At 54.7% G+C, this 22,731-nt stretch carries 25 protein-coding genes; 6 read left to right on the top strand and 19 right to left on the bottom strand.

Annotated features, from left to right (window positions below; genetic code table 11):
• Positions 1-73 precede the first annotated feature (73 nt).
• The 5 genes from mdh to PUV54_RS07190 all read right to left on the bottom strand — a co-directional run bounded on the left by mdh (position 74) and on the right by PUV54_RS07190 (position 5,325).
• Positions 74-1,036: a malate dehydrogenase gene (mdh, locus tag PUV54_RS07210; protein ID WP_274494940.1), complete on the bottom strand. Its 963-nt coding sequence runs from the start codon at positions 1,034-1,036 to the stop codon at positions 74-76.
• Positions 1,037-1,134: 98 nt separating this feature from the next.
• Positions 1,135-2,460 carry an ATP-binding protein gene (locus PUV54_RS07205; RefSeq protein ID WP_274494939.1) on the bottom strand — a complete coding sequence of 442 codons (1,326 nt, stop codon included), beginning with the start codon at positions 2,458-2,460 and terminating at the stop codon, positions 1,135-1,137.
• A gap of 13 nt (positions 2,461-2,473) precedes the next feature.
• Positions 2,474-3,085, bottom strand: coding sequence for a LysE family translocator (locus tag PUV54_RS07200; protein WP_274494938.1), 612 nt, complete (start codon positions 3,083-3,085; stop codon positions 2,474-2,476).
• A 10-nt stretch (positions 3,086-3,095) separates the two neighbouring features.
• Positions 3,096-3,791, bottom strand: a complete 696-nt coding sequence (locus PUV54_RS07195) for an outer membrane protein (protein WP_274494937.1) — start codon at positions 3,789-3,791, stop codon at positions 3,096-3,098.
• 100 nt (positions 3,792-3,891) lie between these two features.
• Positions 3,892-5,325 carry an alanine/glycine:cation symporter family protein gene (locus PUV54_RS07190; RefSeq protein ID WP_274494936.1) on the bottom strand — a complete coding sequence of 478 codons (1,434 nt, stop codon included), beginning with the start codon at positions 5,323-5,325 and terminating at the stop codon, positions 3,892-3,894.
• Between the two features lie 316 nt (positions 5,326-5,641).
• Between PUV54_RS07190 and PUV54_RS07185 the strand changes: the two genes are divergently transcribed.
• Positions 5,642-6,052, top strand: a complete 411-nt coding sequence (locus PUV54_RS07185) for a hypothetical protein (RefSeq protein ID WP_274494935.1) — start codon at positions 5,642-5,644, stop codon at positions 6,050-6,052.
• 257 nt (positions 6,053-6,309) lie between these two features.
• Here PUV54_RS07185 and PUV54_RS07180 read toward each other — a convergent pair whose 3' ends face one another.
• From PUV54_RS07180 to ffh, 4 genes are all read right to left on the bottom strand, one after another.
• Positions 6,310-6,504 carry a hypothetical protein gene (locus PUV54_RS07180; protein WP_274494934.1) on the bottom strand — a complete coding sequence of 65 codons (195 nt, stop codon included), beginning with the start codon at positions 6,502-6,504 and terminating at the stop codon, positions 6,310-6,312.
• 132 nt (positions 6,505-6,636) lie between these two features.
• Entirely contained in the window at positions 6,637-7,065 is a 429-nt protein-coding gene (gene rpsP / locus PUV54_RS16665) for a 30S ribosomal protein S16 (protein WP_420797924.1), read from the bottom strand.
• Positions 7,066-7,086: 21 nt separating this feature from the next.
• Positions 7,087-7,500 (bottom strand): hypothetical protein, encoded by a 414-nt coding sequence (locus PUV54_RS07170; protein ID WP_274494933.1) that lies wholly within the window; start codon positions 7,498-7,500, stop codon positions 7,087-7,089.
• Positions 7,497-9,020: a signal recognition particle protein gene (ffh, locus tag PUV54_RS07165; RefSeq protein ID WP_274494932.1), complete on the bottom strand. Its 1,524-nt coding sequence runs from the start codon at positions 9,018-9,020 to the stop codon at positions 7,497-7,499. Before ffh ends, PUV54_RS07170 begins: the two co-directional genes overlap by 4 nt.
• 467 nt (positions 9,021-9,487) lie before the next feature.
• On the opposite strand from ffh, the gene PUV54_RS07160 reads away from it, so the two are divergent.
• Together PUV54_RS07160 and PUV54_RS07155 are read left to right on the top strand one after the other, a co-directional pair.
• Complete coding sequence (locus tag PUV54_RS07160; protein WP_274494931.1) at positions 9,488-10,039, top strand: PAS domain-containing protein; 552 nt, start codon at positions 9,488-9,490, stop codon at positions 10,037-10,039.
• A 43-nt stretch (positions 10,040-10,082) separates the two neighbouring features.
• Positions 10,083-11,237: an alpha-hydroxy acid oxidase gene (locus tag PUV54_RS07155; RefSeq protein ID WP_274494930.1), complete on the top strand. Its 1,155-nt coding sequence runs from the start codon at positions 10,083-10,085 to the stop codon at positions 11,235-11,237.
• A 44-nt stretch (positions 11,238-11,281) separates the two neighbouring features.
• Here PUV54_RS07155 and PUV54_RS07150 read toward each other — a convergent pair whose 3' ends face one another.
• From PUV54_RS07150 to PUV54_RS07130, 5 genes are all read right to left on the bottom strand, one after another.
• On the bottom strand, positions 11,282-11,782 hold the full coding sequence (locus PUV54_RS07150; protein WP_274494929.1) for a hypothetical protein: 501 nt from the start codon (positions 11,780-11,782) through the stop codon (positions 11,282-11,284).
• 78 nt (positions 11,783-11,860) lie between these two features.
• Positions 11,861-12,271, bottom strand: a complete 411-nt coding sequence (locus PUV54_RS07145; protein ID WP_274494928.1) for a hypothetical protein — start codon at positions 12,269-12,271, stop codon at positions 11,861-11,863.
• A gap of 77 nt (positions 12,272-12,348) precedes the next feature.
• The gene (locus PUV54_RS07140; protein ID WP_274494927.1) at positions 12,349-12,744 is read right to left on the bottom strand and encodes a hypothetical protein; all 396 of its coding nucleotides are present in this window, start codon (positions 12,742-12,744) and stop codon (positions 12,349-12,351) included.
• A 447-nt stretch (positions 12,745-13,191) separates the two neighbouring features.
• The gene (locus tag PUV54_RS07135) at positions 13,192-13,785 is read right to left on the bottom strand and encodes a helix-turn-helix domain-containing protein (RefSeq protein WP_274494926.1); all 594 of its coding nucleotides are present in this window, start codon (positions 13,783-13,785) and stop codon (positions 13,192-13,194) included.
• A gap of 46 nt (positions 13,786-13,831) precedes the next feature.
• Entirely contained in the window at positions 13,832-15,100 is a 1,269-nt protein-coding gene (locus tag PUV54_RS07130) for a dicarboxylate/amino acid:cation symporter (protein ID WP_274494925.1), read from the bottom strand.
• A 379-nt stretch (positions 15,101-15,479) separates the two neighbouring features.
• On the opposite strand from PUV54_RS07130, the gene PUV54_RS07125 reads away from it, so the two are divergent.
• Positions 15,480-16,067: a PilZ domain-containing protein gene (locus tag PUV54_RS07125; RefSeq protein WP_274494924.1), complete on the top strand. Its 588-nt coding sequence runs from the start codon at positions 15,480-15,482 to the stop codon at positions 16,065-16,067.
• Here PUV54_RS07125 and PUV54_RS07120 read toward each other — a convergent pair whose 3' ends face one another.
• The 3 genes from PUV54_RS07120 to rph all read right to left on the bottom strand — a co-directional run bounded on the left by PUV54_RS07120 (position 16,068) and on the right by rph (position 18,985).
• Positions 16,068-16,625, bottom strand: coding sequence for a CC0125/CC1285 family lipoprotein (locus PUV54_RS07120; RefSeq protein WP_274494923.1), 558 nt, complete (start codon positions 16,623-16,625; stop codon positions 16,068-16,070).
• A 105-nt stretch (positions 16,626-16,730) separates the two neighbouring features.
• Positions 16,731-18,212: a mechanosensitive ion channel family protein gene (locus tag PUV54_RS07115; RefSeq protein WP_274494922.1), complete on the bottom strand. Its 1,482-nt coding sequence runs from the start codon at positions 18,210-18,212 to the stop codon at positions 16,731-16,733.
• 62 nt (positions 18,213-18,274) lie between these two features.
• On the bottom strand, positions 18,275-18,985 hold the full coding sequence (gene rph, locus PUV54_RS07110; protein ID WP_274494921.1) for a ribonuclease PH: 711 nt from the start codon (positions 18,983-18,985) through the stop codon (positions 18,275-18,277).
• Positions 18,986-19,130: 145 nt separating this feature from the next.
• Here rph and hrcA point away from each other — a divergent pair, with 145 nt between their 5' ends.
• Positions 19,131-20,156, top strand: coding sequence for a heat-inducible transcriptional repressor HrcA (gene hrcA / locus PUV54_RS07105; RefSeq protein WP_274494920.1), 1,026 nt, complete (start codon positions 19,131-19,133; stop codon positions 20,154-20,156).
• Positions 20,157-20,215: 59 nt separating this feature from the next.
• Positions 20,216-20,860 (top strand): nucleotide exchange factor GrpE, encoded by a 645-nt coding sequence (gene grpE, locus PUV54_RS07100; protein ID WP_274494919.1) that lies wholly within the window; start codon positions 20,216-20,218, stop codon positions 20,858-20,860.
• Between the two features lie 2 nt (positions 20,861-20,862).
• Here the strand turns inward: grpE and PUV54_RS07095 are convergent, their stop codons facing one another.
• Both PUV54_RS07095 and PUV54_RS16660 read right to left on the bottom strand, forming a co-directional pair.
• Positions 20,863-21,969, bottom strand: coding sequence for a serine hydrolase domain-containing protein (locus PUV54_RS07095; RefSeq protein WP_274494918.1), 1,107 nt, complete (start codon positions 21,967-21,969; stop codon positions 20,863-20,865).
• Between the two features lie 80 nt (positions 21,970-22,049).
• Positions 22,050-22,373: a helix-turn-helix domain-containing protein gene (locus PUV54_RS16660; RefSeq protein ID WP_420797946.1), complete on the bottom strand. Its 324-nt coding sequence runs from the start codon at positions 22,371-22,373 to the stop codon at positions 22,050-22,052.
• Positions 22,374-22,731 lie beyond the last annotated feature (358 nt).

Genomic DNA, 22,731 nt, shown 5'->3' with positions numbered 1-22,731 from the left:
TGCGAAATCAGCAGCGCAAAAACAAAAAAAGGCGCCCCAAAGGACGCCCTTAATTCTGTATTATGAAACCGATTTACCCGAGGCTCGGGTCCAATTTCACGCATGCATCCATCAATTCGCGGACGGCGCTCACGGAATTATCGAACATGGCTTTTTCCTCTTCGGTAAACTTCACCTCGACAATGCGCTCGCACCCATCGGCGCCGAGGACGACCGGAACACCCACATAGAGATCGTTGAGGCCGTACTGGCCGGACAGTTTCGCCGCGCATGGGACGACGAGCTTTTTGTCCTTGAGGTAGCTTTCCGCCATCTGGATCGCCGAAGCTGCAGGCGCATAGTAGGCAGAGCCCGTTTTCAACAACGCCACAATCTCTCCGCCGCCTTTGCGTGTCCTCTCTACAATTGCGTCAATCCGGTCTTGCGTGGTCCAACCCATCTCGATGAGGTCCGGCAGCGGAATGCCGGCGACCGTCGAATAGCGCACCAGCGGCGCCATGGTATCGCCATGTCCGCCGAGAACGAACGCCGTGACGCTTTCGACTGAGACATTGAATTCTTCAGCCAGAAAATAGCGGAAACGCGCCGAGTCCAGGATGCCGGCCATGCCGATGACCTTGTTTTCCGGAAGACCGGAAAATTTCTGCAGCGCCCAGACCATAGCGTCGAGCGGATTGGTGATGCAGATAACCAACGCATTTGGCGCATGGGTCTTGATGCCCTCGCCCACAGACTTCATGACTTTAAGGTTGATGCCGAGAAGATCATCGCGGCTCATGCCGGGTTTGCGCGCAACACCCGCCGTAACGATGCAGACATCTGCGTCAGCAATATCCTTGTAATCTTGGGTGCCTTTGAGGTGCGAGTCGTATCCGTCGATGGGCGATGACTCGGCGATGTCGAGACCTTTGCCCTCCGGGATGCCTTCAACGATATCGAACAGAACAACGTCGCCGAGTTCCTTTTGCGCGGCGAGGTGCGCGAGCGTGCCGCCGATCATGCCGGCGCCGATAAGGGCGATTTTTTTGCGGGCCATGTGGAAAGTCTCCTGGAAAAGCGGCGTCAACATTGCGCCGGAACGAAATCTTCGGCGCGAGGTCTAGCGCGTTCAATTAAACTGAGCAACTGCAGCAATTATGTGCGAGACGGCGTAAATCCGATTAAGGATTGACCGAAATAATCCGCATCACGGGTCATTTCGTCCATAGCGCGGTCGAAGTCGGTGTTGGTCAACCTTAGAGACCGGCTCGTCTTTTCTTCGGATCCTATCTGCAGAGCCCTGTGTACCCACTCGCGCAGAAACGCTTGGGTTGAGCCTTCGCTGTCGAAAACTAATTTTGAAAAGTCCAAGTCCGTGGTTTCAAAACCGGCCAAATACTGACGCAAATACCGTTCGCGCATAACAGCCACAGGCGGCCCAAAATATATGCATTGACTGATGCGCCCCGGTCTATCCTTCAAAGCCGATTCAAGGCGTTCCATCGAATTTGTCGTGACAATCACAACGATTTCATCATCGGTTCGAAGTCCATCAAGCTGGTCGAGAAGCTCACCCAATCCGCCTGCATCGACATTTATATCCCGCGCAGCAAATGCCAAGTCCGCGTCTTCAAGGAAAATACAGCTCGGTTTATACAACCGCGCGATTGAGAAGATCGCCGACACTTGGTTTAGCGCGCGCCCTGTAACAAAAAATTTCGTAACGCTATCTAGTTGCTGCGCCAGAAATCGGCAGGAGAATGTCTTTCCCGTACCTGGCGGGCCGTATAAAAGAATACCGCGTCTTATGGGCACATTCAAAGCGTTGAGCGCGTCTTTGCGGGAAAAAAGATCAATTACATTTCGCTGCAGCGTCTCGCGTGTTTGGGCTTCCAGGACAAATTCGTCTTTATCGACAGCGGGCAACGATTGAAACAGAACCCGAAACCGCGAGGGTTTTTCGATGTCGCCATATTCATCTCGCGTGCCCGATTCATATGAGAGTCTCAGCGTATTTCCGCGATAAATAGATGTGCGCACACTTCGCTCAAGAACGGCCTTCATCAGATTTTTCCCGGACAGTTCCTGTTCTGAACCACATTCAAGAATTGCATTGTCCGAATGTTCAAAATAACGCAGGCGGATAATTACCGTTTGCTTGTCACTGGCTTTTCCAACCCAGAATTGATCTTCTGGAAAATAATCTTCATCGTCTTCGGAAATACTCCATGAAATATTCGATGCCTTGTTGAGCTTTCTATGCATGTGCGCAGGGGCTTCCCCCGTCAGCAATGGCGATAGATCCTCATAGTGAGATGACGTAACCGTTTCTACATTATACTCTTCAAGACTTTTCTTTATGGCGTTCCGCACATCGACATAGCGGTAAGCTGGCAGGATCTTTTTATTAGTGGAAAATTTATGTGCCTTGGCAGGGCGCAGCAGCTTTTTTAATTCTTCATCTATCGTATCAAAAAACATGAAGCAGCAGCGCTTATTTCCGCACCAGGGCGAGCCCGGCGGCAGCGCCCAGCATGACGCCGCCGGTAATCCGGTGGCGCCAGCGGCCAATGCGCGCAAGCCACGGCTTCACGCGGGCCGCGAAAACTGCCCAGCATCCATCCAGCAATGCTGCGACGACGACAAAGGTAACCGCCAGGAGAACAAGCTGCGGCGTCGCTGGCGCAGCAGGCGAGACAAAGAGCGGCAGAAATGCGCCGTGGAATAAGAGCCCTTTGGGGTTCGTCAGGTTGACAACAAAGGCCTCGACAATCGTGCGCCGGCCGGAACGCTGCGGCGCCAATGCTGGCTCCAGCTCATCGTTCGGTTGGCGCAAGGCCTTCACCCCGAGATAAACCAGATAAGCGACGCCCACCCATTTGATCCAGAAGAAGAGCTCGCCCGCCGCCGTCAAAATCAGCGCAAGCCCCGCCACCACAACTGCAAGCTGCACGGCCGACGCGGCGGCTGAACCGATCAACGCCATCAATCCATGCCGCAGCCCATGCGAAAGCGTCGTCGCGACAATGTAAGCAACCATCGGGCCTGGCGTTAACACCAGGAGCGCTGTCGCGGCGACAAATGCAAGATAAAGCTCAATTGTCATGACGCAGCGATCAGAAATGTTTGCGCAGCGAAATCATCGCTGAAGACGATTCATAACGCTCGTTGCTGATATTCGGCCCAACAGGGCCGCCCGGTTCAAAGTCATCCATGTCAGGGCCGAACGACAGTTCATTCGTACGCGTGTAAACATATTCGAGGTCAGCAAGAAAACCGCTAGCGATCGCAAATGAAAATCCTGCTCGGCCCTGATACGCCAACACCGCATCGCGCTGCGCGTTTTCGTTTTCCATGAATGCGCCGCCGACGCCGCCGCCAATAAACGGCGTGAAGGGCGAGTCATTGGCGAAATCGAAATAAAAATTCGTCATCAGAAAATGACCAGCAATATCATCATTCATCGGCGCGCCAGGGGTCGGACCCAGAACCGGATCAGCAAGGGTGACGCTCTCGAATTCCGTCGCGGCATAGCGGTATTCCAGCTCAGTGCGGATGCCGTCATGATAATCGAACCCAAGCGCGGCGCCGAAGATAAAGCCGTCAGTGTTGTCGATTGTTTGGCCGGTTGGCGGCGCAACGGCAAAAACCGCATCGGGATTATAGGCGAAATCCTGTTCCCAATCACTGACGAAGCTGTAGCCAGCGCTCGCACGGACATAAACACTGCCTAAAGAGTCGTCATCCTGAGCCGCGGCGCCAGTTGCAACCGCTGTTCCTGCAATCGTCAATAACGCCAGCACCAATCTCACCGGAAACTCCTTTGCCGCATCTCGCATGGAGAATAGCCCGCGCCTGAACGCCGCTGCAACCGTCGCGGCGTTCAGGGCGCAAATGCTTGACCTAAAAAGCCTAAAGCCGGCCCTTCTCTTTCGCCATGGCGATGACAACGCCGCTCAACAGCAAAATGGCGATCAGGTTCGGCAGCGCCATGGAGGCGTTGGCGATGCCGCCAAGTTTCCAGATAAAGTCGATTTCCTGAAGCGCGCCGATGAACACCATCACCACCCATACATAACGCATAGGCTTCGCCGCCCAGTCGCCAACGAGATAGGTCACCGCCTGCTCGATATAGTAAGACCAGCCCAGAATAGTGGTGAAAGCGAACACCGCCAGCGCGATGGCAATGAAGAGGCCGCCATATGGTATACCCTGACTGAAGACAGCGGTTGTCACTTCCGCGCCTTGCAGCGTTCCCTGCCATGCATACTCGACGAAACCATTCTCAGCGGCGAATTGCCCCTGAACTGACAAAATAACGAGCGCCGTCATGGTGCAGATAACGATCGTGTCGATGAAGGTGCCAAGCATGGCGATTTCACCCTGACGCACAGGATCATCCGTTTTCGCGGCGGCGTGAGCAATTGGCGTCGACCCCTGGCCCGCTTCATTTGAGAACAATCCACGGTCCACGCCGAAACGGATCGCCTGCAATACGGAGTAACCGACAAGACCGCCAGCAGCCTGCTCAAGGCCGAACGCATACTGGAAAATCATCAGGAAGCTGTCGCCCACATGCTCAATATTCATGATCAGCATGATGATGGCGATGAGGATGTATCCGCCCGCCATAGCCGGCACGACCTTGCCCGCAACGGAGCCGATAGACTTGATGCCGCCGATAATGACGACAAAAGCAAGCCCGGCAATCACAAGCCCCGAAACCCATTGCGGTATCGGCGTTTCCGACGCCAGCGCCGTCGCAATCGAATTCGATTGCGTCATGTTGCCGGTAACGATGGCGGAGAAAATCGTACCGATAGCAAAGAATACAGCCAGCCATCGCCAGAAGGGCGGCAGACCGTTCTTGATGTAAAACATCGGGCCGCCATGAATATGACCATCCGGATGTTCTTCACGATATTTCACTGCAAGACTTGATTCGGAAAAGGCGAGCGCCATGCCGAACAACGCCGTCACCCACATCCAGAAGATAGCGCCGGGCCCGCCAAGCGTGATTGCGGTCGCCACACCGGCGAGATTGCCAGTGCCGACCTGGCCGGACAGCGCCGTCGACAACGCATTCCACGGCGTGATTTCGCCGCTTGCGTTCGGATCAGTGCTGGATTTGCGGCTGCCGGTAAAAAGATTGACGAACGCCGGCCCCAATCGGCGCAACGGAAGCGCTTTTAACCGGATCATGAAAAAGAGGCCGCTGCCCAACAGAATGAACACCATCGGCGCGAGCGGAAGAATCTTATTCTCCGTCCCGTCCGGATTTAGCCCCCAATAACCGCCCCAGATAAAGTTGCTGAGGTTGTCGATGAACCCGTAAAAAACTTCCATTTCAGTAAGAACCCCTACTCGCGCCTTGCCGGCGCTGTTTAAAAAATTCGCCAAAGCTTAGGCGGGGCCGGGCATGCGTAGCAAGGTCATTCGTCGCATCTCTTTGAAATCATTGGCCTGACAGCACGAAAACATCGGGACCAAAACGGACCGGGCCCGCCAGCTTATTCAAATTACGGCGAATTTGGTCTCAAAAACGGCAATTTTGTGAACTGAAACAAAGCTGTGACGCCCATCACATCGGATTTTTCAGATCTCGTTATGGTTAACAACATCAGGACGACGAAACGTTCTGACCCACCAGAGGAGAGAGAAAATGACGAACCGAACCTTTTACGCCAGCGTTTTGGCATTCGCCGCAGCAGCAACCATGCACAACGGCGCCCAGGCCCAGGAAGCTCAATTCGACAGCGCTTCCCTGATGCAAAAAATCAATGCCGATCTCGATGCACGCAACCAGAACTTTACCCTGGCTGTTGTTAATCAGGCCGACGCAAACGTTCAGTCCCGCATGGCGAAAATCGAAAATGTTTTCGCGCCCCTGACTGAACCTTCATCTTACGACTTCGCGGCTACAGCCGAGAACACGAAGATGAATGTCGAATTCGCAGCGCTTGAGAAAGCTGAATTCGAAGTTTCGAAGAAGGTTGCGAACATCGAAGACCCGTTCCAGCCGCGCTTGCCAATGCCACCGGTTATGATCGCCTTTGATAATGAGGGCTATTAATCCCGGGGTTCTCTCCTCTCGGCGACGCGCCGCGCGGAAGCGCAAGCCACGCGACGCGCATCGCCCGGAGGAGAGTTCCAAGAAAGCCCCAATAGTTTGAGTTTTGGTTGGGAGAGCTGGGGGAGAAAAGCGTAACTGATAAGTCGCCCAAGCCAGTTACGCTTTTCAAAAAGAGACGGCCCTGAAGGGATGCTGCGTATGACGCTAACCTTCAGGGCCGTTCTCTTTAGTTGTTGCCGAAATAATCCGGCTATTGATTAATCATCGTCGTCGAGCGGACCTTTCGTGTCCGGATCTCCGTCGTAGGCTTCCTCAAGCGGATCGAATTCGCCGTCGCCTTCTGTCGCTTCATCATAGCCAATCGCGCCAGCGCCCGCCGCCGCACCTAAAAGGCAGCCTGATAAAGACGTACTCATCAACGTCAAAGCGGCAAATGTTGCGATAAGTTTCATCGCTTAGCTCCTTTGTTTGCCCGCCGCGCGCATAACGCCGCGCGTCCGGGCGCGTCAAAAAACGGTATGACGGGCAAACAATGCAGGAGCGTAAGGGTTCCCGACGAAAGATTAACTGCCTGAAAGGCCCGATTATTCAGCTTTTGCTTCTTCCGCAGCAGGCTCTTCGGCTGGGGCCTCCTCGGCCGGTGCGGCGGCGGCTTCAGCGGCTGCGGCCTTGGCGGCTTCTTCCTTGTCTTTCTTTTCCTGTTCGCGTTCCTGCGCCTTCTGGCCCGGCTTCGCTTTGTTTGGGTTGTTGCCGTGTTCCCATTTTACAAGGCCTTGCGCCGACAGGAAGCGCGCAACGCGATCCGACGGCTTGGCGCCTTTGTCGAGCCAATGCTTGGCGCGTTCGGCGTCATACTGAACGCGATTTTCATCGGTTTTGCCGAGTAGCGGGTTGTAGGTGCCAATCTTTTCGATAAAGCGGCCGTCGCGCGGAGAGCGCGAGTCAGCAACGACAATCGAATAGAACGGACGTTTTTTCGCCCCGCCCCGGGCCAGTCTGATTTTCAACGACATGTTGGTTTCTTTCCTTCTTTCTCAGATTGTTTTTTGAGGTTTAAAAATTACCGAGCGCATTTCCGGTTCGTCGGATTCATGAAACAGGAGCTGGCCCGCGATGCACGATACGATTTGCCCGCCGCACCATCCAAAACATCCTGACACAGCGTCTTCCAATAACCTCCACTCGCCGGCGCAATTATTGGAATTGTTTAACATTAGCGCTTCACTCGGAGCGCCGAGATGTTTCAGGAGATTGAGCGTTTGCTTCTCGGTTCCTTTCTTTCCGATTTCACGAACAAATGATGGCTCAAAGAAAATTTTATGATGGAACATTTCTACGAGCTTTGGCCGACTCTTCGGTTTGTCAGCAAGCGCAATAACGCGCGACTTTAAAGAACTATCGACAAGCTCGGATAAGCCTTTCCAATGCAACTCTTCGGATTGCGTCATTTCTTTTTCCCCATGCCCGGCATTCCCAATCCCGGCGGCATCGGCGCCTGACCGGACAGCGCTTTTTCGATGGCGTCAAAATCCAGGTCTTCCGTACCCTGACCGCCTTTATCCTTCTTGCTTGCTTTGGCGGCTTCAAGCATCGCGGGGTCCGGTGCGCCACCACCCGGCATACCGCCCATCATACCCAGTTGTTTGGCCATGCCTTTCATGCCGCCCTTGCCCATCTTTTTCATCATATCGGCCATCTGGCGGTGGGCTTTCAGAAGCTTGTTGACCTCCTGCACCGACGTGCCGGAACCGGCGGCGACGCGCTTTTTGCGTTTGGCGTTCATGAGCGCGGGCTTTTTGCGCTCCTGTTTCGTCATGGACGAGATGATCGCTTCCTGATGAATAATTTCCTTGTCGTCGAGGCCGCCGGCCTGATCGACCATCTTTTTCATCTTGCCCATGCCAGGCATGAGACCGAGGATCGCGCCCATGCCGCCCATCTTGCGCATCTGTTTGAACTGGTCGGCGAGATCGTCCATGTCGAACTCGCCCTTGGCCATTTTCTTCGCGGCTTTCTTGGCCTTGGCCTCGTCCATTTCCTGAGAAGCTTTTTCGACAAGACTGACGATGTCGCCCATGCCGAGAATACGGCCGGCCATGCGTTCAGGCTCGAAGGTGTCGAGCGCATCGATCTTTTCACCGACGCCGACAAACTTGATCGGCGCGCCGGTGACCGCGCGCATGGAAAGCGCGGCGCCGCCGCGGGCATCGCCATCGATCCGGGTCATGACGACCCCGGTGATATTGAGGCGTTCTTTAAATTTCTCCGCCGTCGTCACAGCGTCCTGACCGGTGAGCGCATCAACAACCAGCAGCGTTTCGACAGGGTTGGTAGTTTTATGAATATCGGCGACTTCGGCCATCAACTGTTCATCGATGGAAAGGCGCCCCGCCGTGTCGAGCATGACGACGTCGAAGCCGCCGAGCTTGCCCGCCTCCATGGCGCGCTTGGCGATATCGCGCGGGGTCTGACCAGCGATGATCGGAAGGGTTTTTACCTCCGCTTGTTCGCCGAGGATGGCGAGTTGCTCCTGCGCTGCCGGACGGCGCGTGTCGAGCGACGCCATAAGGACGCGTTTCTTGTCACGCTTTTGCAAGCGCAGGGCGATCTTCGCTGTTGAGGTTGTCTTACCCGACCCTTGCAGGCCCACCATCATGATCGCGGCCGGCGGCGTTGTGGCGAATGAAAGCGACGGATCCGCATCCCCGCCGAGCATATCGACGAGGGCGTCATGGACAATTTTGACGACCTGCTGGCCGGGCGTCACCGAGCGCAGGACCTCGGCGCCAACGGCGCGTTCCTTGACTTTGGAAATGAAATCCTTGGCGACCGGCAGGGCGACGTCAGCCTCAAGCAGGGCCACGCGCACCTCGCGCAGGGCCTCAGTGACATCTTTCTCCTCGAGCGCGCCCCTGCCGCGAAGGCCTTCGAAAATACTGCTTAATCTATCGCTCAGCGATTCGAACATGCGTCATCCAATCGTTTCGGCGTCAACGCCTTCGCGGCAAAATAATAAACTGAGCGCATTCGCGCTCGGGGCACGCAGGCTCTCAAAAATACTCCCAAGCCGGTCGCTTAAGCTTTCAAACATCGATGCCCTTTCGGTCTCGAAACCTTGCCTGACAGCCATAAAAACCGCCAAACGCCAAATACCGCCATGAGGGAATTACCCCTCCCGCGCGCGAAGGCGCGCAAAACACGACTAACCGCCGCGAGAGCATTACTCCGGCGGCGGCGCTCCCCTGACCCGTCCCATGTATCTGCTGGGGGTCGTTCAGGCAGAGACGGGAAAGATCAATTTTCCCGAAATTCGAGGGGCATATAGAGGCTGGGCATGCAGATGGCAAGCGAAAGGGATTTATACCGGCGCATCTTCCGCATGATGGCTAGATAAAGTATCACCCAAATACTCATCCAAGAAAGGCCCCTGAGATCGTGACGCCAGCAAAAACGCGCGAGTCCAAACTAAATGTCATCGTCAACGACGAAGAAATGGAGGCAATCGACGATTGGCGGTTCAAGCACAGATTGCCCAGTCGCGCTGCCGCGATACGCGAACTTATCGGCCGGGGCATGAGTGTCGATTCACCCGAAGTTGATACGAGCATCGTCCAATCTACTAAAAATATAGGCGTGCTCGCGAGCGCCCTAACGCGCGCGACCAATGAATGCTTTGTCATCACCAATCCACATATGTATGACAATCCAATTCTTTACGCCTCGCCCGGTTTTTACAAAACGACGGGATACACGGAAAAAGAGGTAATCGGCCGGAACTGCAGGTTTCTTCAAGGCGCCGAAACGGATAGGTCCACCGTAAGTGATATCCGTAACAATTTAAACGACGAACGCATTGTTGATACGCAAATACTTAATTACCACAAGGACGGAACCCCAATCCGGTTTCAGTTGCATATCGAACCTGTTGTAAATCCCGACACCGCCGAGCTTCTGTTTTTTATCGGACGACAGTTTAAGATCGACTGAAAATTACAGTAGGATCTGCGAAAAACGTATCGCGAATACATTGATGACCTCTTCCCTTAAGTCCTGCCTGAATATCGATGACTTGCGAACACTCGCGAAGAGGCGGCTCCCGGCGCCGATCTTTCACTATATTGACGGCGCGGCGGAGGATGAGACGACCTACCGGCGCAATACGGAAAGCTTTGAGACGTGCGATCTGGTGCCGAATGTCCTCGCCAGCGTCGAAAACATCGATTTGTCGGTCGAGGTTTTCGGTAAGAAACTCGCCATGCCACTGTTTTGTTCGCCGACGGCGCTGCAACGGCTTTTCCATCATGACGGCGAGCGCGCCGTGGGGCGGGCGGCGGAAAAATTCGGCACGCTTTTCGGCGTCTCATCCCTGACCTCCGTTCGCCTTGCCGAGATCAGCAAGATGATCAGCACGCCGAAAATGTTCCAGTTCTATTATTTTAAGGACAAGGCGCTGAACGCCCATCTTTTGGAGCGGGCGAAAGCCGCGAGATTCGACGTGCTGGCGTTGACCGTCGATACGATTGTCGGCGGAAACCGCGAACGCGACCAGCGTACGGGATTCACGACGCCGCCGAAGCTGACGCCCGCAAGCCTTTTAAGCTTCGCCGCCCACCCCGCATGGACCATGAACTTCCTCACACATGAAAAATTCGCCCTCGCCGAGTTGGTGGATTATGTGGCTGAAGGGTCCAACAAGGCGATGTCGATCGGCGATTACTTCTCAACACTGCTCGATCAAACCATGGACTGGGACGCCGCCGCGGAACTGAAAGCCCAATGGGGCGGCAAGTTCTGCCTTAAGGGCGTCATGAGCGTTGAGGATGCGCGCCGCGCCGCCGAGATGGGATGCGACGCCATCATGGTTTCAAACCATGGCGGACGGCAACTCGACGGAAGCCGCTCACCCTTCGACCAGATCGCGGAGATCGCCGACGCTGTCGGCGACAGGCTCGATATTATTCTCGACGGCGGGGTCCGGCGCGGCAGCCATGTTTTGAAGGCGCTCGCTGCCGGTGCTAAAGCATGTTCCGGCGGGCGCATGTATCTTTATGCGCTCGCCGCCGCCGGCCAGCCCGGCGTTGAACACGCGCTCAGGCTTTTGCGCGCCGAAATCGAACGCGACATGAAACTGATGGGCGTCAGGAAAATCACCGACCTCGATCGAGACATGCTTCGTTACCGGTAGGCATTACCACTGAAAAGCAAGCGCCGCCGCACTCAAAAAAAAGCTTAGTAATCTACAGGGCAGGAAAACCCTTCGCATGTCACGACGGCGCCCCGGCCAAGGCTTATATCACACCTTGCTTCTGCCCGATCGGCTATGGCCCGCATGACCTCTACAGCGTCAAAAAACTGGTCCGCGGATGGTTCCTCATTGAAGCTGCGGCTCACGACAAAGTCGCTTTTTCTTGCTCTATAAATCACAAGCTCAACACCATAAGCACTGTCGCCACTTCGATAATTAAAACGGTAGATTTCATCAACGATCTGTTCGGGGTCTGTGGTTTCCGTATCCTGACCGGGTGTCTCAACGTTCTGAATTGTTATAACCCGCCTATCGCCATCCTGGGTGAGCTCTCCGGGATTGATCAAGTAATTCACCATGCAACGCGTGTGTATGTAATCACGCACGGTTTTTATGCGCTTGACCAGAAAAGGCGCAGCAACTGCGTCACTGTAAATCAGAGCCCCGAACGCCAGACTACACGTTACTATTAATCGAATGCCCATACCCGCCTCATGAAATATCTAATTTCTTGAACGCCAATTCCAAATGATTAATGGCGTTGTCGGTAGATATTTTCCGTTTCATTTGCCGCCGAACCATTTTCGCCAGTGATGAATGTTGCGCTTGTATACGCCCATCAACCCGCCATCGGAGTGATTGTCCAGGAATTTCAGAATCGCTAAACCCCACATGGTCAACACGATCAAGATGAAAACAATGTTGGATGCGGCAAGCGAAAACCAGTAATTCGCCAGAAGTGTTTCTGGAAATAGAAACCGCCCCAGCAGGTGCCAGAGATTTATCAAGAAGTATAAAGAGTAATATCCGAAAAAAACCCTGTGGATGAATGCGCCATTCAGAGTCTTGGATTTCGAGAATGTATAAAAAAGCGCCAGAAAAATAATGATGAAAGGCGCTATGTAATTAACGGCGCCGTTCTTGAAAAAATAATAAAGGACATTCGCCAAAGTCCAATGGGCGACGATAACCATCGCCGCCAGCCGCAAGTTTTTGGACCCGGACAGGAAGCTGAGGCCCACCCCGATAAAGAGGAAGGCCCCAAATCGTATTAGAACAGTCCATTCGTCAGGAGAGATTGCACTACCTCCGCTGGCGGGCTCTTAGGCGTCCCATTCGCCTGCAGCAATGCAAACGCGCCCTGCTCTGCCAGGCTTTCGACTACACTGTGACTCTTCGTAACGACTTCGGCAAGGTTAATCAGCCATGCATCGCCTGCAATGGGCGCCTTCGCCGCCGCTTCGATATCCGCTGCAAATTGCAACGGCGCTTCATTTCCCAGCTTGGCCGCCGCGCCTGCGCCAGCGGCCGCAACCACTGCAAGACCCGCCAGAACCGGCGCCTTGTTAAGTGGTTTCCCGGCAGCTTTCTCTTCGGCGGTTTCTTTAAGAATCTTCTCAAAACGAAGAAGTTTGATCTGCTCAGGTCTCAAATCTTTTTTGGTCATCACCCTCTCCTTGCTGATGGCCGGACCTCCGGCCTATGCAACAAGAAGAGGAAAAAGCTGTTAAACTTGCGTTAAATTGACTTTCTGAATGATTGCTTTCACCGATTTTTCATCCGTGTATTAACTTTATTAGTGACTGAATAAGGCAACAATTTCAGCATACGCAATCGATGCTCATGCGCGCTAGCGGCGCCAGATGTGTTCGGCATCGAAACAATCAATACATGCTTGCGATTTTCACGCCTCAAAAAAAGCAGGCAGCCAAGCCGTAACGGCGCCCGAAGAAGTCTTTAACTTTTTTCAAGAAGCCGATATAAGTATTAACGCAGTCTCGTATGATTAAGACGAAAACAGGGGCGCAGGTGGGAGAAGAAGAGAAAAAACGGGCCGAGGCGCTATATCGCCGGCTGTTGCGGGTGTTTCCCAAGCGGCACGCCGATAATGTCGTCATATTCCCGGGAGCTGAACGGTCTCGTCAACGCTCGAAAACGCCTCAAGCAGTTGCACTGCCCCTAGAACGGCAATCTCAAGCTGATTCTGAAAATCAGGCGTCAGATCAGCCTCGTGGTATTGAAGGATTGTTAAAGCGGATATTTGAAGACCTCGCAAAAGACGACTAGCTCTTACCTCTCCGGCCTTTTCACCAGGCAAGTTTGGCGTTTCATCATCCACATACGCCACCAGATTCTGCACCGCATCAGCTATATCATCTTCTTCAATGGCTTCTGCGCGCCATAGTCCGCCCATCTTCGCCACCAGCGCCATAATCGCGTAACGCGCTGCAATCGGACATAAAACCGGGGGGCGCTCAACACGCGGTTTGGCGCGTGCCGCGATTGCCGCGATATCAACCTCCGAATCCGTCAGCGCATACGCAGGAACGCCAAGCGCTTTTGTAATCGCCTCAGCCCAGAGTTCGCCAATCGGGCGATCCTGACTTTCAAGCCGGGATATGTATTCCGGATAGATGCCAATAAGTCTCGCAAGCTCTCGCGGACTGAGCAGTAACGCAATTCGCAGTTCTTTTAAGTTATTCGCCATAAACCAGGCCCTTGCCTGCGGCGCCAAGCGCCGCAGATCATGGAGCTTAACTTAGCGGTTTTTGCCTGAAGACTTCCTCATCGAGTTCGCCTTCCCATTTCGCCACCGCCGTGGCCACCGCTGTATCCCCAGTCACATTCGTCACTGTACGCATCATATCGAGCAGCCGGTCGAACGGGAAGATAAACCCGATAACAAGCGCGGTATGCTCAGGCGTCACTTCGAAAACATCAAGCACGATGGAAAGTAAAAACAGCGATGCCGACGGCACGCCCGCAGTACCAATGGATACGAGCGCGCAGGTAAGCGCAATCAGGAAATAATGCTGCGGCTCAAGGGTGTAGCCAAACGCCTGTGCGGTGAACAACGCCACGATCCCGAGATAAAGCGACGTTCCGTCCATGTTGATGGTCGCCCCCAGCGGCAGCACGGAACCGGCGACGGACTTTTTGATACCAAGGTTTTCCGTCGCAGCGCGAATGGTGACGGGTAGCGTCGCCGATGATGACGATGTCGAATAAGCCACCATCATCGGGTCGAGAATGCCACGGAAGTAATCAACAAAAGGCAGCCGTAAAATGAGCCTTACCAGCCCGCCGTAAACGACCAGCATGTGCACAGCGCATCCGAGATAAACCGCGAGCGTCAGACTCAATATCGCTGTAAAAGTCGCAACGCCTTGCGTACCGGCAACATAAGCGATGAGGCCGAAAACGCCAAATGGCGCCAGCTCCATGATGATATGCGTCATCTTGAGGATGCCCTCCGCCGTCGCTTCGAAAAAGCGCCCGGCCGCCTGACCGGCTTCACGGGCCATCAAAAGTCCGACACCAAGAAGAAGGGCAAAAAAGATCACGGCGAGAATATCGCCCTCGACCAAGGCCATGAAGGGATTTTCCGGGATGATCGCCATCAGGCGTTCGCCGATCGGTTGGGCCTCGCCCATCTGGCGCGGTTCGGCCCCGCCGAGATCGACGCCCTCGCCCGGCCGGAACAGCGTTCCCATGCTAAGGCCAATGAGGTTGGCGAAAAACGTCGTAAACAGGTAAAGCAGGAACGCCTTGATGCCGATCGTCCCAAGCTTTTTAGGATCGCCCATGGCGTAAATGCCGGCGACCAAAGTGAAAAAGACGAGGGGAACGACAATCATCCGTATCAAGCGGATAAAAATATCGCCAATGACTTTGACTTTTGAAAGCAGCGATTCAGCGGCGGCGGCGTCCATGGACTGCGAAACCGCAAGACCAAATGCAACACCAAGAATGAGACCCAGAAAAACGCGTTTCCACAGTTTAATCCCAAACCACCAAGCCATTTGGCCCCCTTTTTTCTTCTTCGCGTCCACAGATATTTTGTTGTCAGATTAATGCGGCTCGCCGCACGATGTAAGCCCGATAATCCTTATTCAAAAATCATAAGGCCAGCGAAACGAGCCAGGCTTTCCGAGGGCCCCGCCTTGTTGACAGGCCGCATTAGTCGCCCGCCTGATAGATACTTCGTCTTGATCTTGTTTAGATGGGTCTCAACTCTCTTAACCATACAAGCCCCTGACAGGCCTGCAAAGGCGCACTGCAGCAAAGGCGGCTTTCTGCGGAGATCGATAAAATTACGCGGACCCGTTTAGAAAAACATTCGCGGCTGGCCGGTAGTTTGCAACGCTACGGAGCAATTAAGCAAAACGGGACAACCATTCCATGTTCAAAACGGATGCACGACGTTATCGGCGGATCAGCCTTAATCTGCCAGCGCGCATCGTCATTAACGCAACTGACGAATATGAAGGCCGCCTTTTGAACATCTCGCCAGGCGACATGGCGCTCATCTGTGACGCCACCGTCATGGTCGGGGACGCAGCGGTCATTTCCATTGACGGTCTCGACGTTATCGAAAGCACTGTGGCGCGCACTTTTCCCGATGGTTTCGCCACGTCTTTTCTGCTGTCGAAACGTCGCCGGACATTGCTGATCGAGCAACTCATGCTTCGGGCGAACCCGGATTTTGCTGATGGTCTGGGCGACAGACGGACGTCCCCTCGACATCGAAAAGGAAATTCACGCACAGTCTGCCGCCTGGAAGACGGGTCATCTTTGTTCGTGAAGATTATCGACACAGCTGTAAACGGCGTATCCGTGGACGCACCGCGAAAGCCTGACGTCGGCTCAACCATTCATGTCGGCCGGCGCATGGGGGTTATCATGCGTCATACGGCGCGGGGGTTTGTTGTCGCTTATGACACGCAAACCACACAGACCGGCCAGGATAAAATCCTTCGCGCCGTCTAGTCAGTAACCCGGCTGATTGTTCTCCAAGTCGCCAAGAACGATAGGCGCCAGGTTGTCTATGACATCGCGTGCTGTAAAGGCGCGCGGATTGTCATCCGGCTTTTCACCGCGATACATAACAACAAATGCGACGGCTGAATAACGCGTGACCTCCCGCGCATAATAGTCGTCATACGGGTAACCCCAACCAAACCCATATGCGTAATAGGGAAACGCATAGTACGGACGGTGGAATGGGTGACCGTATCCGTATCGGCCGTAAAAAGCAGGCCCGGAGCTCTGATAGCTGGTGTTTGCTTCGGTCTCGTTTTCGATGACGATGAAGTAGTCATAGCCACGCTCAACCGTGAGCTCAGCGGCGCGAAACAGAAGCGAGTTTTCAACTGTTTCCCGCGATGTCAGTGAGTTTCCCCGGAAGGTAATCCGGTACCGGTTTTCCTCTATTCGTTGATCGGAAAATCCATAACCGCCGCCCGTGGCGGCAGGACCGTAAGGCGTTGCGGTCGCGCATGCGGCGAGGATAAGCGCCACACCCCCAAGTATGATCATACGTATCATTTCGCGTCTCCCGGCCGCGTGCGGCCCGTCAGGTGAAGTTTCATCGCCCAAGTGAATTATACTGCGCAGACGCCGCGCTGCAACGGCGAACAGCCGCTTTCAGGCCTATTCCTCACGCGGCTTTGATAGGGCCGCCTCTCGTGTTTCCGAGACCATTTTCACCCCATCAGGGGTCGATTTTATGTGCAAGTCACGCTGCGGAAAGGGAATTTCTATTTCCAGTTCGTGCAGCAAGTCCCAGATCGCCATCATCACGTCACTGGTGACATTTTTTGTGCCGTTCGCTGGATCGTTGATCCAGAAGCGCAAATCGAAGTTCACCGAGCTGTCGCCGAATTCCATCAAATTACATCGCGGCGCCGGTGTTTTTAGAACCCGGTCTATGGTCAGCGCTGTTTCTTCGACTTTTCGTGCAAGCCCGCGCAAATCTTTTGTACTGTATGCAACCCCGAATGGCGCATGCAGACGAACAACACGATCATCGTGAGACCAGTTGACGACGCCTTCCTCGATGAACCTGTCATTCGGGACAAGATAGGCGGTGCCGTCACGCGTACGCAGCGACACGTAGCGCGCATTCATTTGCGTCACCCACCCATAAGCGCCGTCGATTTCGATGACGTCTCCCGGCTTAATTGACTTGTCCGCGATCAGCGTAAAACCGGCGAAGAAATTCGACACCGTGCGCTGCATGCCGAGGCCGATGCCGAGACCGACAGCGCCGCCGAAAATCGCCAGCGTGGCGAACGGAAAGCCGACAATCTGCAGCGCCGCCACCAGCGCGATAATCGGCAACAATACGTCGAGAATTTTGGAAAGAAGCGCCTTGAACGAAACCGTCAGCTCATCAATGGCGTTGATGCGACCTGTGATCAGCGAATTAAGAAGGCGTGCGCCCCAGAACAGGACGCCAAACACGATAATAGTCCGCACCAGATCAAGAGCTGAGTACCGCTGCTGTACACCATCCTCGCTTTCACCAATGGGGAAGGCGAAAGAATCGAGCTGCCGAACAACATCATCCAGCACGCCAAATGCGTCGAGCGCCGCAATTGGCCAGACCACGTAAAATGCAACCCGCGACCAAAAGGGCGAACGAATGACCAGCGTGACAAGCCGGATCACGATCCACGCGGTGAGGAGGCTAACGCCAGCGGAAATCAGCCCGGTGGAACTGCCCGCCGCCTGCAGAGCGATGACGGCGATTTGCAAAACGACGTAAAGCGCGATGGGTGTCGCAATGTGAGCAAACGCATTCGCAGCCCTGCGCAAAACGCCATAAGGCGCGCGCGGCGCAATCTGGCTTTGAATTATTTTCCTGAGGCGCGGGCCGAAAAAGGCCGCCGGCACGATCGCCGCCAGAAGGATCGCCGCTTCGATGGCGACGCCCAGCGTGAACATCTGGTTTTGCAGCCAGTCGAGACGGTCCGAAAGCCAGGCGCGCACGCCCTCGACATCGACAATTTCGTCTTCAAGCTCCTCAGTCCCCGAAGCGGCGGGTTCGGGTTGCTCGACCTGTTGATCCGATTGATCAGTAGATTGTTCAGGTGCTTGTGATTGCTCTGCTTCCGGCTGTTGATCCTGCATGCGGGGCTTCTATTGAGTTTCGCGACCAGAACCTTCTAGCATCGTTCAAGCCACGATCAAACTCACGAAAACAGCTCAGCTTGCTGTGCCGACAAAGTTGCACAGCCATCTTTCGCCAAGCCTAAGAGCGCCTGGAACTGTTCATCCGTAAACGGATCGCCTTCCGCCGTCGCCTGGATCTCTACAAGCCCGCCATTTCCCGTGATCACGAAGTTCGCATCGGCCTGCGCAGTAGAATCTTCATCATAATCAAGATCGAGCGCTGGCGCGCCAGAAACAAGGCCGCAGGAAATAGCCGCAACCCTGTCACGCACGGGCGAGGATTTTATAATGCCCTGCTCAACCGCCCACGCGCATGCCTGATTGAGCGCGACCCACGCGCCTGTGATCGAGGCTGTTCGCGTACCGCCGTCGGCCTGTATGACATCGCAATCAATCAATATCTGCCGTTCGCCAAGTGCTTTTAGGTCGACGACGGCCCGCAAGGACCGGCCGATCAAGCGCTGGATTTCCTGCGTTCTGCCGGACTGGCCGTTTTTCGCTTCCCGCCGCATGCGCTCATTGGTGGAGCGCGGCAGCATGCCATACTCTGCCGTCACCCAGCCGCGCCCAGCGCCCCTGAGCCAGGGCGGCGTTGTTTCATCCCAACTCGCCGTGCACAGCACATGGGTGTCGCCGAAACGGACAAGGCATGACCCTTCCGCATGTTTGGTGAAGCCTGTTTCGAAAGAAACAGCGCGTAATTCGTTGAATGCGCGGCCGGACGGTCTCATGGGGATCTCCTTTTTCACGCTTCCTACCGCTATATGCCGCCAGATGTCGACCGCCGCCTGTTTAGGCGCCGGCAGACCTTGCCCGGCAAACTGCTTGGCTTATCTTTGAATATAACGGAATCAAGAAGAGCGACGCGTAATCGAAATGAACTTGCTTGACGATATCGATCAGCGATCACGGGAAATTTTCCGACGCCTTGTCGAGACATACCTGACAACTGGTGAACCCGTTGGCTCGCGCACCCTGAGCAACGACATGCGCATATCAGTCTCCGCCGCGACTGTCCGCAATGTGATGGCTGACCTGACGGATATGGGTTTGCTTCACGCGCCGCACATCTCGGCAGGCCGGTTGCCAACTGATCTTGGATTGCGGCTTTTCGTCGACGGGTTGATGCAGGTTGGCGACCTGACGCCTGAGGAGCGGCGCGCCATTGAGTCGGAAGCGGAAGCCGGCAGTGCGGAAACTTTGTTGGAGGCGGCCGCGTCGAAACTATCCGGGCTGACCAACACCGCCAGCCTGATTGTCACGCAAAAGTCAGACGCTCCCCTTCGTCAGATCGAGTTCGTCAAAACTGGTGCTGGACAAGCGCTGGTAGTGATGGTGTTCGAGGACGGCCGGGTCGAAAACCGCGTTATCGCCGCGCCGGACAATCTGCCGTCATCAGCCCTCGTCGCCGCCGGAAATTATCTCAATGCACGACTTCGCGGACGGACATTGTCCGAGACCCGCTCAACCATCCTTGAAGAAATTGAAACGAACCGGGCGGAACTTGACGAATTAACCACACGACTTGTCAGGGACGGGGTTGCCCACCTGTCCGGCGATGAAAACTGGACCATGGTCGTCCGTGGCCGCGGACATCTGATTGATGAAGCCGCTCAGGATGTCGAGCGCGTGCGCATGCTCCTCGACGATCTTGAGAAAAAACGTGAAGTCATCGAACTCCTTACCGCAGCCCGCGACGGCGAGGGGGTAAAAGTCTTCATCGGGTCGGAAAACCGCCTGTTCTCGCTTTCCGGTTCATCGGTGATCACCGCACCCTATCGGGACGAACAGCGCAAGATCGTTGGCGTTCTGGGTGTTATCGGGCCGACACGGCTGAATTACGCCAGGGTGGTGCCGATTGTGGATTATACGGCCGAGGTCCTCTCCCGGATGTTGAAATAATCGTTCGCGGCGCGTACATGGCGCTCAACAACAGTTTCCCGACAACCAGTGACGCCCTCATGAGTGAACAACACGATTCCACGCCTAAAGCCGGTTCTGAAAACGAGCTTTTCGACGACCCGGAACAACTGAACGAAGACGACCTCGCAGAAGATGAATTGGAGAGCGAGGGAGGGTCCGCCCTCGTCGCGGCGAAGGAAGAGATCAGCAATCTTAACGATCGCGTCCTGCGCCTTGCGGCAGAACTTGAAAACACGCGCCGCCGCGCTGAAAGAGATAAGGTTGACGCCGGCAAATACGCCATTTCCGGTTTCGCCCGGGATCTTATCAGCGCACTCGATAATTTTGAACGCGCGTTGCACGCTGCCGGCGACAGCGAGGATCCGTCAGTCAAAAGTCTTGTCGACGGATTGCGGATGACCGAAAAGGAACTTTTATCAACGCTCGGACGGCACGGCGTGCACCGTGTGTCGCCGGCGCGCGAAAAGTTCGACCCCAATCTTCATCAGGCAGTCGCGCAAGTACCGCACCCAGATATTCCAAAAGATCATGTGGTCGATGTGGCGCAGCCAGGGTTTACCATCGGCGAACGCGTATTACGCGCTGCAATGGTTACCGTTTCAAGCGGCCCGGGACAAACCGGACCGTCAAACGATGAAGATCCTGGTGGCGAATTACCGCCTCGCGTTGATACGACTGTCTAACTTTAACGAAACAACAAAGCTTCAATAGCCTCAGACAATTCGTTACGGAACAAGGGCTGTCCCGAATCTTCAGCTGGCCCGCGGCTCGTTACGACTGTCACGATGACATCCATATCCATGTAATGATTCATGATGGCGTTGTCTCCCCAGGACTCGGCCCCTCTCGCGCTCAGGCGCCTGCCGAGACCGTCAATTTCAGATAAGAAGGCGCCAAAAGTCGCCTTCCCGATAGATGTGTCGCCGTGTGGAGCGAACAACGCCTCAAGCGATGCTGGCGACAGAATGCCTCCCTGCACCAATGCATGCTGATATACCGCAAGCTCTTGAGCAGTGATTAGCAGGCCTGCGGTCGATAACATTCCGTAATTACGTGCAAGCAGACTGTCTGGAAACCCGTCCAATGGCTGTGAGACAATGTGGGGATCCGTAACATCGACAAGCGCCCAATGGCTTGCATTTGAAAGACACGCTGAAGCGAATATTTCTTCAGCTAGCAAAGCTTCATAAGGACTGACGTAAGCGCGCTCCAGGAGTATCCCAAGCAGATCGTATCCGTCGTTTGAGTACTTAAACTGGCCAACCTTTTCTTCATCAATATCAGCAGCGTCTATTGCAGATGCAGCTTCGTCTGGATCGGTTGTCGCTTCTGCAACATACGAGGCGCCAAGGCCGGACTTGTGCGCCATGAGGTCCGCATAAGTTACGCCGCGCGTCGCAAGTCGCGTTCCGGGCGCATACATTTCGATAGAGTCATCTATAGTAAACTTGCCATCCTCCGCTGCTTTCAATACGAGTGCAGCGGTGAAGTATTTTGCAATCGATGAGACCTGAAATAGAGTGCTGTCAGTAATTGGAATATTTTCTGACAATGATGCGCTGCCAACAGTCCGGCTGTAAACGATAACGCCATCACGCATTACCGTTACGCCGCCCGCAAAGCCCCGATCAGCAGCATCGTTAATCAAAGGATCGATTTTTGCGGTGAGTGACGGGTCGGGGCTCTCTTGAGGGGGCACGCACTTGCCGCTTTTTACAGAGCCACGCTCGGCCTCCACTCCACATGCCGTAAGCAACAACACGGTTGCTAAGGAAAATAGTATCTTCTTCATATTGGCTCCGCTCAATCACCAAAACCCACAGTTTTCAACATGACGCAGGTCAGGTCTTGAACGCAGTTGCAAATGACCGGTCAAACTTGTGTGGACCGCCTAAAAGCCATAGGCGTCATGCCGGTGCATTGTTTCATATCCCTGCTTAGGTGGCTTTGATCTGAATATCCGCAATCGGATGCGATCTCTGCGAGCCCGCTGCCGCCTTGTATGATGAGTTCCAGGGCTCTTCGCAGCCGCCATTCACATCGCCAGGCTGTTGGCGTGAGACCGAAACGCTTCTGGAAACGTCTGGTCAGTTGATATGGCTTCAGCCCGTTCTGTATCGCTAGCGCGCGCAGAGACGACCCTCCTGATATTCCTATTTCCTCACAGATGTGGGCCGGCGATTTATTCTCAAGCATCGAAAAGAGGATTCTGTCCCCGGCATGTTTTCCCCGAAGCATAGCGCGTTGGTCACGCCCCCGAAGGTCCAGTTCGCCACGTATCCCCCGCCAGCCATACTTGCGAACATATCCAACCCAGTTTTGGCGCGATACTGGTAATCTCAAGAATGACGTGGGCACGCCGGATGGCGCATTCCCGTGTGCGCAATAGGGCGGGCGGAAAAGTACGTCACCTTTCCGGTAGACATGTTTTCCGGAGAGGTCGTGCTCACAAACCTCGCCTTCAAGAACAACGATGATCCGCGCATCTTCATGACGATGAACCGGCAGCGCCGCCTTTTCATCGTTAATGACCAAGCTTACATCCAAAGCAACA

The organism is Hyphococcus flavus, assembly GCF_028748065.1.
In the GTDB taxonomy this organism is placed as follows: domain Bacteria; phylum Pseudomonadota; class Alphaproteobacteria; order Caulobacterales; family Parvularculaceae; genus Hyphococcus; species Hyphococcus flavus.
Note: the sequence above shows the minus strand (reverse complement) of the source record. Positions and strands in the feature narration are given on the sequence as shown.